9 protein-coding genes are annotated in these 9,748 nt (G+C 71.6%); 2 read left to right on the forward strand and 7 right to left on the reverse strand.

Annotation, left to right across the window (positions count from 1 at the left end; translation table 11 throughout):
- Positions 1–795, reverse strand: a 795-nt coding sequence (locus FPZ47_RS24495) for an RDD family protein (RefSeq protein ID WP_145039653.1), incomplete at its 3' end; no start/stop codon positions are given.
- Positions 796–820: 25 nt separating this feature from the next.
- Between FPZ47_RS24495 and FPZ47_RS24500 the strand changes: the two genes are divergently transcribed.
- A complete protein-coding gene (locus FPZ47_RS24500; RefSeq protein ID WP_144956322.1) occupies positions 821–1,813 on the forward strand; it encodes a stage II sporulation protein M in 993 nt (330 codons plus the stop codon).
- 41 nt (positions 1,814–1,854) lie between these two features.
- On the opposite strand, the gene FPZ47_RS24505 is transcribed toward FPZ47_RS24500, so the two are convergent.
- From FPZ47_RS24505 to FPZ47_RS24525, 5 genes are read right to left on the reverse strand one after another with little or no spacing between them, the layout of a single operon-like run.
- The gene (locus tag FPZ47_RS24505) at positions 1,855–3,189 is read right to left on the reverse strand and encodes a DUF58 domain-containing protein (protein ID WP_144956319.1); all 1,335 of its coding nucleotides are present in this window, start codon (positions 3,187–3,189) and stop codon (positions 1,855–1,857) included.
- Positions 3,189–4,154 carry an AAA family ATPase gene (locus tag FPZ47_RS24510; RefSeq protein WP_168209555.1) on the reverse strand — a complete coding sequence of 322 codons (966 nt, stop codon included), beginning with the start codon at positions 4,152–4,154 and terminating at the stop codon, positions 3,189–3,191. Before FPZ47_RS24510 ends, FPZ47_RS24505 begins: the two co-directional genes overlap by 1 nt.
- Positions 4,151–5,290 (reverse strand): DUF4350 domain-containing protein, encoded by a 1,140-nt coding sequence (locus tag FPZ47_RS24515; RefSeq protein ID WP_144956313.1) that lies wholly within the window; start codon positions 5,288–5,290, stop codon positions 4,151–4,153. The genes FPZ47_RS24510 and FPZ47_RS24515 overlap by 4 nt, the downstream gene beginning before the upstream one ends.
- Positions 5,272–5,931, reverse strand: a complete 660-nt coding sequence (locus tag FPZ47_RS24520; RefSeq protein WP_144956309.1) for a DUF4129 domain-containing protein — start codon at positions 5,929–5,931, stop codon at positions 5,272–5,274. Before FPZ47_RS24520 ends, FPZ47_RS24515 begins: the two co-directional genes overlap by 19 nt.
- 23 nt (positions 5,932–5,954) lie before the next feature.
- Positions 5,955–7,244 (reverse strand): DUF7847 domain-containing protein, encoded by a 1,290-nt coding sequence (locus tag FPZ47_RS24525; protein ID WP_168209556.1) that lies wholly within the window; start codon positions 7,242–7,244, stop codon positions 5,955–5,957.
- Here FPZ47_RS24525 and FPZ47_RS24530 point away from each other — a divergent pair.
- Complete coding sequence (locus FPZ47_RS24530) at positions 7,243–7,707, forward strand: GatB/YqeY domain-containing protein (RefSeq protein ID WP_144956306.1); 465 nt, start codon at positions 7,243–7,245, stop codon at positions 7,705–7,707. The genes FPZ47_RS24525 and FPZ47_RS24530 overlap by 2 nt on opposite strands.
- An 86-nt stretch (positions 7,708–7,793) precedes the next feature.
- Here FPZ47_RS24530 and FPZ47_RS24535 read toward each other — a convergent pair whose 3' ends face one another.
- Positions 7,794–9,536, reverse strand: coding sequence for a PE family protein (locus tag FPZ47_RS24535; RefSeq protein ID WP_144956303.1), 1,743 nt, complete (start codon positions 9,534–9,536; stop codon positions 7,794–7,796).
- Positions 9,537–9,748 lie beyond the last annotated feature (212 nt).

Below are 9,748 nucleotides of genomic sequence, written 5' to 3' on the forward strand. Positions count from 1 at the left end.
CGCCTGCGCCCGGGGGGCGGCCGGCGGGCCGTATCCCCACGGCGGCGGGGGACCCGTCGGGCGCAGGCGCGCCAGTTCGCGACGGTGCCGCTCGGCGAGGACCGCGGCGAGCACCAGTTCCGGCGGCGCGCCGGGCGGGGGCGGCGGCGCGATGCGCGACACGACGTCGCCGGCGATCCGGTACGCCATTCGCAGGCGCAGATCGCGATCGAGTTGCGTTGCCCGGGACAGGAATTGGCGCGCGACCTCGGCCTGTCCGGCGTCCAGGCCCGACAGTTGCAGCGACGACGCCCACCACGCCAGCGACGGCGGCATCGCCGGCGGTGGCATCGCCCTGGGCCCGCGTTCGCTGACGACTACCGTGCCGGCGAAGATGTCGCCGATGCGTTTGGCCCGCGGCGACAAGACGCTGCAGATGACCGCGGGGCTGCCGGCCAGCATCCAGATCTCCACCACCGACGCCAGCGCGCGAAACAGGGCCTGCCGGAACCGTTCCGGGCCGCCGTCGTCGGACACCACCCGCAGGCCCATCACGATCTTGCCGACCGACCTGCCCCGCGTGGCGGTTTCGAAGACCAGCGGATACCCGACGATCACCAGCACCGTGAAGACGATCAGGATGGCGGCGGTCAGCGCGCTGTCGAACTCGGTGAGGGTGGCGGCCCACAGCAGCAGTCCCAGCACGTAGCAGACGAAGATCACCGCGATGTCGATCAGCGCGCTCACGGCCCGCACGGGCAACTGGGCGATCTGCACGTCGAGCACCACGGCGTCCCCGGTCACCACCTCCGACATAACACCGAACGGTACCCTGCCCAGGGTGGACGTCGACGCATTCGTGCTGACCCATCGCGCTGCCTGGGACCGGCTGGAACGGCTGGTCAAGGGGCGCCGGTCGCTGACCGGCGCGGAGGTCGACGAACTCGTCGACCTCTATCAGCGGGTGTCCACCCATCTGTCGATCCTGCGCTCGGTGTCGTCGGACTCGCTGCTGACCGGCAGGCTGTCGAGCCTGGTGGCACGCGCGCGCTCGGTGGTGACCGGCGCGCACGCACCGCTGAGCAAGACGTTCGTCCGGTTCTGGACGGTGTCCTTCCCGGTGGTCGCCTACCGCACCTGGCGGTGGTGGCTGGGCACGGCGGTGGTGTTCGTCGCCGTCGTGGCGGCCATCGCGTTGTGGGTGTCGACGAACCCGGAGGTGCAGTCGGCGGTCGGAACGCCAAGTGAGATCGACGAATTGGTCAACCACGATGTCGCCTCGTACTACAGCGCGCACCCCGCGGCGGCATTCGCACTGCAGGTGTGGGTGAACAACTCGTGGGTCTCCGCGCAGTGCATCGCGTTGTCGGTGCTGCTGGGGTTGCCGATCCCGATCGTGCTGTTCAAGAACGCCGCGAACGTGGGGCTGATCGCCGGCCTGATGGTCAACGCGGGCAAGGGCGGTGTCCTGCTCGGCCTGCTGGCCCCGCACGGGCTGCTGGAGCTGACCGCGGTGTTCCTGGCGGGCGCGACGGGGATGCGGCTGGGCTGGTCGGTGATCTCGCCGGGGGACCGCCCGCGCGGACAGGTGCTCGCCGAGCAGGGCCGCGCCGTCGTGGCGGTCGCCGTGGGGCTGGTGGCGGTGTTGCTGGTGTCCGGGCTGATCGAGGCGCTGGTGACGCCGTCGCCGCTGCCGACGGTCGTGCGGGTCGGCATCGGCGTGCTGGCCGAGGCCGCGTTCCTGTCCTACGTGGTGTACTTCGGCCGCCGGGCGGCGAAGGCCGGGGAGTCCGGCGACATCGAGGACGCGCCGGATGTGATACCGACGGTCTGAGTCTCGCCGAGCGTGAATTTCGCGACGCGACACGCCGGCGACTACAGGCGGCCGGTCGCCTTCATCGCCAGATAGCGGTCGGCGAGGGTGGGCGCCAGGTCGGCGGGGGCCGCGTCGACGACCTCCGCCCCGCCGCCGCGCAGCCGGGCGGCGATCGCGTGCCGCTCGTTGCGGGAGCGCTCGGCGGCCGCGGCGTCGTACACCGCCGCCGCGTCGGCGCGCCCGGCGGCCATCTCGTCGACGCGGGGGTCGGCGACCGCCGCGACCAGCAGGCGATGCCTGGCCGAGAGCGTGCCCAGCACCGGCAGCAGCCCCTCCTGCAGGGCGGTCGCGTTGAGGTCGGTCAGCAGCACCAGCAACGACTGGCGTCGGGTGCGCGCAACCAGAGCCGAAGCCAGTGCGCGCCAGTCGGTTTCGACGAGTGCCGGTTGCAGTGGGGCCATCGCCTCGACCAGCTGGGCGAGCAGTTCGGTGCGCGAGGCACCGAACACCGCGGCCCGGCTCACCCGGTCGTGGGCGAGGAAGTCGACGTGGTCGCCGGCCCGCGCCGCAAGCGCCCCGAGCAGCAGGGCCGCGTCCATCGCCCAGTCCAGCCGGGGCCAGCCCGTGGGACCGGCGCCGGGGTCGGCCGAAGTCGGGTCGACGCCGACGCGGCCGGCCGCCGTGCGCCCGGTGTCGAGCACGAGCACCACCCGGCGGTCGCGTTCGGGCCGCCAGGTGCGGACCACCACGTCGGCGCGGCGCGCGGTGGCGCGCCAGTCGATCGAGCGCACGTCGTCGCCGACGACGTATTCGCGCAGCGAGTCGAATTCGGTTCCCTGCCCGCGGATCAGCGTGGGCAGCAGCCCGTCCATCTCGCGCAGCCGGGCGAGCCGCGACGGCAGATGCTTGCGGGACAGAAACGGTGGGAGCACCCGGACCCGACCGGGCACCGGCCGCGAGGACTGCCGTCCGGCCAGCCCGAGCGGCCCGATCGAGCGGGCCGTGACCGCCGCCGCGCGCTGGTCGCCGCGCCGCACCGGCCGCAGGCTGGTCTGGATCCGCAGCTGATGGCCGGCCCCGATGGTGACGGGATGGATGCGCGGCTGCGCGCGGGCGCTGGGCGGCCAGGCGTCGCGGATCTGCCCGCGGAACCGCCGGCGGCCGTCGTTGCGGACCGTCAGCACCGCGTCCACCTGCTGGCCGAGCCGCACGCTGCTGTCTTGCGAGCGGGTGTACTCCAGCCCCCGGGTGCCGGCCGCCAGCCCGACGTCGACGGCCACCGCGGTGGCCAGCGCCGCCAGCAGAACCACGAAAGCCCTTGCCGGCCATGGGGACACCGCGATCGGCAGGGCGCACAGCAGTGCGACCAGGCCGGTGCGTCCGGTCAGGACCACTAGCGGGGCACCGGGACCGAGGCCAGGATTCCGTCGAGGACGCCGTCGGCGGTGGCACCTTCTAACTCGGCCTCCGGCCGCAGCATCAGGCGGTGCCGCAGCGTCGAGGAGGCCATGGCCTTGACGTCGTCGGGGGTGACGTAGTCGCGGCCGGACAGCCACGACCAGGACCGCGCCGTGGCCAGCAGCGCGGTCGCCCCGCGCGGCGACGCGCCCAGCTGCAGGGCGGGGGAGGTGCGAGTGGCCCCCGCGATGTCGACGATGTAGCCCAGCACCTCGTCGGCGACCCGCACGTGTTGAACCGCCCGGCGTGCGGCGGCCAGTTCGTCGGGTCCGGCCACCGGCTTGATCGCGGACAGGTCACGGGGATCGAAGCCGTGCGCGTGCCGGTGCAGGATGACGATCTCGGCGTCGCGCGGCGGCAGCGTGACGTTCAGTTTGAGCAGGAAGCGATCCAGCTGCGCTTCGGGCAGCTGGTAGGTGCCCTCGTATTCGACCGGGTTCTGGGTGGCGGCGACGATGAACGGGTCGGGCAGCGGTTTGGGCTCGCCGTCCACGCTGACCTGGCGCTCCTCCATCGCCTCCAGCAGCGCCGCCTGCGTCTTGGGTGGGGTGCGGTTGATCTCGTCGGCCAGCAGCAGGTTGGTGAACACCGGGCCCGGCCGGAACACGAACTCGGCGGTGCGCGCGTCGTACACCAGCGAACCGGTGACGTCGCCGGGCATAAGGTCCGGAGTGAACTGGACCCGCTTGAATTCCAGTCTCAGTGCGGCCGCCAGCGCGCGCACCAGCAGCGTCTTCGCCACTCCCGGAACGCCTTCCAGCAGGACGTGGCCGCGGCACAGCAGCGCGATCACCAGCCCGCTGACGACCCCCTCCTGTCCCACGACGGCTTTGGCCAGTTCCGCGCGCAACGCCAGCAGCGCCTCGCGGGCCGAGTCAGCGGTGGGAGTCGTTTGTGTCACGATCCGGTTGCCTGCCTTTCGATGTCGTCGAGCGCACGCGCAAGTTGTAGCAGGTCGTCGTCGGTCGCCGGGGGTGGGCCGTAGAGCCGGTAGGCCACGAGCCCGGCGTCGGCGCCGCTGCGTCGGGCGACGGCCGCCACCACCGCCGGCGGGCCCGCGCCCGCGCCCAGGCCGAGCCGGGGCAGCAGTCGCTGCAGCGTGGCGGCGCGCAGCGCCGCGGCGGCACGGTCACGGGCCCGGTGCGACCGGTACAGCCGGGCGCGGCCCTCGACGGTCTCCGACGCGCGTACCACCACGGGCAACTGCTCGGCCACCAGCGGGCCCGGCCGGCGCCCCTTCCAGAACGCGACCAGCGCCACCACCAGGAGCAGCTGCCAGACCAGCCACGTCGCGCTGGGCGGAATCAGGCCGAACAGCGAGGTGGTGGAGGAGTTCTCGCCCTCGATGTGCTGCGGCGCGTACCAGATGAGGCGTGGCCGGTCGCCCGCGAGGTTCATTGCCAGCGCGGCGTTGCCCGCCTGTGGCAGGCCGCTGTTGGTCATGAAGTCGGTACTGCCCACCGCGGTGACGGTCCGGCCGCGGTCCCGGTACCGGATCAGCATCCCGCCATAGCAACTCGTCACGGCCCGGCCGTCGGCCCGGTAGCTGTCGCTCGGCCCGAAGCGCACCGTCCCGGCCCGGTCGGCCTCGCGCAGGGTGCAGTCCGGGCTGCTGTCGAAACCCTTCGGCGCGGGCGTCTTGCGCACGCCGGGCAGCAGCGCCTCGCGGGTCCGCGCCGTCGGTTCGACCAGCAGCAGATCGCCTGGGGCACTGGCCAGTTCGTCGAGCAGCGGGTCGGTCAGGTACTGGCTCTGCGCCACCAGGATCAGTGTGGTGGGGCGGGCCGCCTGCTCGACGTCGGCGATGTCGGAAGCCACGACGACCTCGACGCCGTTGTCGCGCAACAGCGTCACCAGGGCATGGGCACCGCCCGGCGCGGTCGACGCCGCGTCCATCCGGGCTCCCGACCGTGGTGCGGTCAGGTAGGCGCCGACGCCGCCGACGACCGCGACGACGAGCAGCGACAGCGCCGCCCAGCGCCAGGTCCGGCGCTGCGCCGCGGTACCGGAGGCCGCCGTCACCGGACCCGCGCCCATGATTCGCCGGCGCCGGCGCCGGCGCCGGCGGCGGCCCGCGCCGGCGTGTCGGACGAGCGCGACCTGAGGTGCTCGTCGAGGTCGGCGATCATCCGGTATTCCGGCTGGGTCCCTGGGCGCTCGCCGTACGTGACGTCGTTGAATACCGTTGCCGCCCGGAACAATTCGGCGGCCAGTTGGGGAAGTGTGACGCCCGCGTCCCGGGCCAGCTCGTTGGCGGTCCGCCCGGGGGCCGGATCGAGCACACCGGTCTGCTCGAGCTGGCGGGCCACCGCGCGCAGTCGGTGCCGGATCGCTGCGGCCCAATCGCCTTGCGCGGCATAGTCTTCGGCGGTAGAGCGGTGCTGCGCCGCGGTGAGCTGGGTGGTCTCGAACAGCGCGGCCTCACCGCGGCGGGTGCGCAACGTGCGACGTGCGACGCGGACGGCGACCACCACCGCGGCCGTCAGCAGAATGAACAGCACCGCGGCGGTGAACCATCCGCCCGGCAGGGAGGAGGTCTTCTCCAGCAGCCGGTACAGCTGTTCGTTGACCCAGTCGGACAGCTGCTGCAGCGCCGAACCCCGGGAATAGACGGGCTTGTCCAGTTCGGCCTGCGCGGCCCGGTGTGCGGCATCGCGGTCGATGTCGATGGAAGGCACTGTCGAATGGTCCTAGCTCGGCCTCACAGCGGCCGGGTCAGCCAGAGGTTGTCGGTGGATGCGCCGGCGTAGGGCCCGCCGGCGGCCCCGGTCTGCAGCACCAGGTCGAACGCCTCGGCGCGCATGCGGCGGTCGGTGTAGAGCAGCGCGACGACCCCGGCGTTGAACGGGGCGGTGACGATCTGGCCGATCGCCGACCCGACGGAGGCGAGCGCGGCGCCGAGGACCACGAGGGCAGTGGACGCGTCCTGGCCCACCATCAGCTGGCCCGCGATGCTCAACGGCGCGCCGATCGCGTTCGCGACGACGGTAGCCACGACGAACGTCAGCGTCCGGATGCCCAGCACCCGCCAGAAGCCGTTGCGGACCAGCGCGAACGATCGGGTGACGGCGTCGATGACGGGCAGCCGCTCCAGCACGATCAGCACCGGCGCGAACAGCAGCACCGTGTACAGGTACACCAGCAGCGCCAGGACGCCGAGCAGTAGCGGGAACCCGAACACGACGGTGGCGGCCCCGCCGTCGACCGCCGCCAGGACGGCGGCCGCGACGGCCACCAGGCCGCCGAGGGTGGCCACCGCGGCGGCCTCCAGCAGCGCCAGGCCGAGCAGCGCGAGCAGCCGCCCGCGGATCCTGGCCCAGGTTTCGCCGATGGTGATCGTCGACCCGAACACCGCGCGCCCGACGATCACGGTGAGCATTCCGGACAGCAGCATGCCGCCCAGCCACGTGATCAGCAGGTCGGCGGCCATCGACGCCAGGAAAGCGCCCGCGACCCCGGAGCTCAGCTCGCCCGGCGGTGGGGTGGTCACACTGCCGAGGGCGGCCAGGGGTCCGAGCGTGGCGACGAGCGTGACGATCTGCATGACCACGACCACCATGGCGGTCAGCCCGAGCGTGGCCCTCGGGTTGGCGCGGATGTAGCCGACCGCCCCGTTGAAGATCTCGCTGAGGGTCAACGGCCGCAGCGGGATGATCCCGGGCTTGACGGCCGCCGGCGGGCGGTACGGCGGGCCATAGCCGTACTGGGGACCGTACTGGGCGCCGTACGGCGGGCTGTAGCCGTACTGGGGGCCGTAGCCGTACGGCGGGCTGTAGCCGTACTGGGGGCCGTAGCCGTACTGGGGGCCGTAGCCGTACTGGGGGCCGTAGCCGGGCGGGGGCGCGTTCACCAAGTCCGGCGGCTTTCGAAGCCGAGGCGGCCGCGGCGGCCGAGGCAGGCGGGCCCGTCGTTCGTCATGGCCTCCATCCTGTCGACGGCCGGGCCAATTCTCAATCTCCCCGGCTGCCGTGGCGCGTACCGTTCCAGGCATGGCAGAACTCAAGGCCCGGATCCGGGCGGACCTGACCCGGGCGATGAAGACGCAGGACAAGTTGCGCACCGCGACGCTGCGCATGGTGCTGGCCGCGATCCAGACCGAGGAAGTCTCCGGCAAGCAGGCCAAAGAGCTCACCGACGACGACGTCATCAAGGTGTTGGCCAGGGAGTCCCGCAAGCGTGGCGAGGCCGCCGAGATCTACACCGAGAACGGCCGCGGCGACCTGGCCGCCAACGAGCATGCCGAGGGTCGGGTCATCGACGAGTACCTGCCCACGCCGCTGACCGAGGCCGAGGTGGCCGACGTCGCGGACACGGCGATCGCCCAGGTCGCCGAGGAGATCGGGGAGCGGCCGGGCGTCAAGCAGATGGGCCTGGTGATGAAGGCGGCCGCCGCGATCGCGGCCGGCAAGGCCGACGGCGCCCGCCTGTCCGCGGCGGTCAAAGAGCGGCTGTAGTCCGGCGACGATGCCGGTGGCGTGCCCCCGTCCGCCGCCCAGCCGGGCTTCCGGTCCGGGCTTGGGTTCGGGCCGCGCCGCACGCATTACGGGATGAGGCCCCCGAAGAGGTCGTAACCGGTCGTTGCGAGGGCCTCGGCTATGGGGGCCAGACCGAGGGGGATGACGAACGGGGCCAGCGCTATGTCCGCGACGATCGGATCGCCGACCGCGGCCACGAGGTTGCCGGCCGCAAGGTTGCTCACAAACAGGCTGGCGTCGTAGTTGGGCAGTGAGCCAGCGGCAAGGGCGGTGTCCAGCACCGGGAGCACAGTGGAAACGTCCGTGGAGGCCACGCCGGTGAGGATGTTGACGACGTCCTCGGGCGACGAGGTCACGGTGATCGGGGTAGTGGGCACGTCGCCGTTGAAGTAGGTGGCCGCCGCCCCCAAGAGCTGGGTCACCGTCGGGTGCTCGCTGGGGGTGAGGCCGAAGGTGTATGCCGCATCCAAGAGCCCTTGCAGCGACGAGTCGTTGGTCAGTTGGCCCGTTTGCAGATCGAAGATTGCGTTGTTGATTCCCTCTGGAACGCCGTGGATGAGCGCGGTGGCGATGTTGAGCGGGCCGACGTTCGTCGGGTACAGCCCGAACGGCGTGGGAACATTCGGCGGCCCGGGGGAATACCCCTGGGTGGTGCTGCCGTATCCCAAGTCCACCAGGACGGTGAGGTCGGGTTGCACCAGGTCAGCCAGCGGGTTACCGAAGGGGATCCACCGCAGCGGGTCAAGCAGCGGCAGGTTCGGGCTGGGGATGACGTAGTAGGTGGTCTCGCCGTAGGTGCCCAGGTCGGTTGCACCCGAGATCTGTTGCGGTGTCAGGTTCGCGTATGCGGTGTGGTTGAAAAGGATGCCCGCGTAAGCGTTGAGGTCCGACAGCAGGTCGATCGGATATTGCGGGAAGTCGGCGAATCCGTCGTACTCGAGGGTGTAGATGGAGGTCGGGTAGGGACCGCTCGGGGTCGCGCCGTTGGCCGTCACGCCCAAGCTCGGGATGGACCCGCCGACGAAGCGTTCCAGCAAGCCCCCGTTGGGGTTGTTGGGATCGCCGGTGAGTATGAAAGAAACGGCGTTGGAGGGGACATGCTCGGCAGCGAGCTGGGACATCACCAGCGAGGCGATCGTGGAGCTCTGCGAGTAGCCGAACACGTCGACGTGGTTGCCGGCACCGACCAAGAACTGGATGGCGTTGTTCAGCGTGGCCGCGCCCTGCGTCACCGAAGCGTTGAAGGTCAGACTGTTGACCCCGGTGCTGGGGTACAGCCCCTCGGGCGTGGTCAAGGGGAATACGCTGGCACCTTCGTCGAGGACCTGGATATACAGGCTGTTCACGGCGTTCAGGTAGGTCGTCGGCGGTACCGGAAAGCCGCTGGAACCCATGATGAGCGCCACCGAGCCGGCACCGGACAGGCTCGGGGCGGCGCTGCCGGCCAAGGGGTTTGCCGCGAGCGCCCCGGTGGGTGCGTCAACCAGGGCTCGCGCGTGGTGAACCAGGCTTTGTAACGGCGCGGCGTTGGCCGCCTCCGCGCCCGCGTACACATCGACCGCGGCGGTCAGGGTCTGCACCAACTCGGCGTGGAACGCCGCCGCCTGCCTGGCGAGCGCCTGTTGGGCCTGGGCGCGGGCGGAGAACAGCGCCGCGACGGCCGTCGATACCTCGTCGGCGCCGGCGGCGGCCACCGCGGTGGTCGGTGCCGCCGCGGCCGCAGTCGCCGCGGTAAGCGCCGAGCCGATCCCCTGCAGCTCGGTCGCCGCCGTTGCCAACATGTCCGGGGCCGCCACCAGATACGACATCGTTACTTTCCTACCGGCCTGCGAAGGTCGAACGAAGTTGCAGCTTATCCCGATTCACGTCTTGGGGTCGCCAAAGCGGGCTCGCCGGCCCGTTCTCACGCCACGACGGTCGCCGACAGCCCGCGGTCATGTACACCTAGCCCCGTTTTCCGCACCGATCGAGCGTAAGGCCTGACCTTTCGGCATCCGATCCGCGCATGGCTGACTGTGGT

The organism is Mycobacterium helveticum (assembly GCF_007714205.1).
Classification (GTDB): Bacteria; Actinomycetota; Actinomycetes; order Mycobacteriales; family Mycobacteriaceae; genus Mycobacterium; species Mycobacterium helveticum.

What these genes read in the sequence shown, in the direction of transcription:
- FPZ47_RS24515 (WP_144956313.1), bottom strand. Translation starts at nt 5,290, where the DNA reads ATGGGCGCGGGTCCGGTGACGGCGGCCTCCGGTACCGCGGCGCAGCGC.
- FPZ47_RS24535 (WP_144956303.1), bottom strand. Translation starts at nt 9,536, where the DNA reads ATGTCGTATCTGGTGGCGGCCCCGGACATGTTGGCAACGGCGGCGACC.
- FPZ47_RS24530 (WP_144956306.1), top strand. Translation starts at nt 7,243, where the DNA reads ATGGCAGAACTCAAGGCCCGGATCCGGGCGGACCTGACCCGGGCGATG.
- FPZ47_RS24525 (WP_168209556.1), bottom strand. Translation starts at nt 7,244, where the DNA reads ATGCCTGGAACGGTACGCGCCACGGCAGCCGGGGAGATTGAGAATTGG.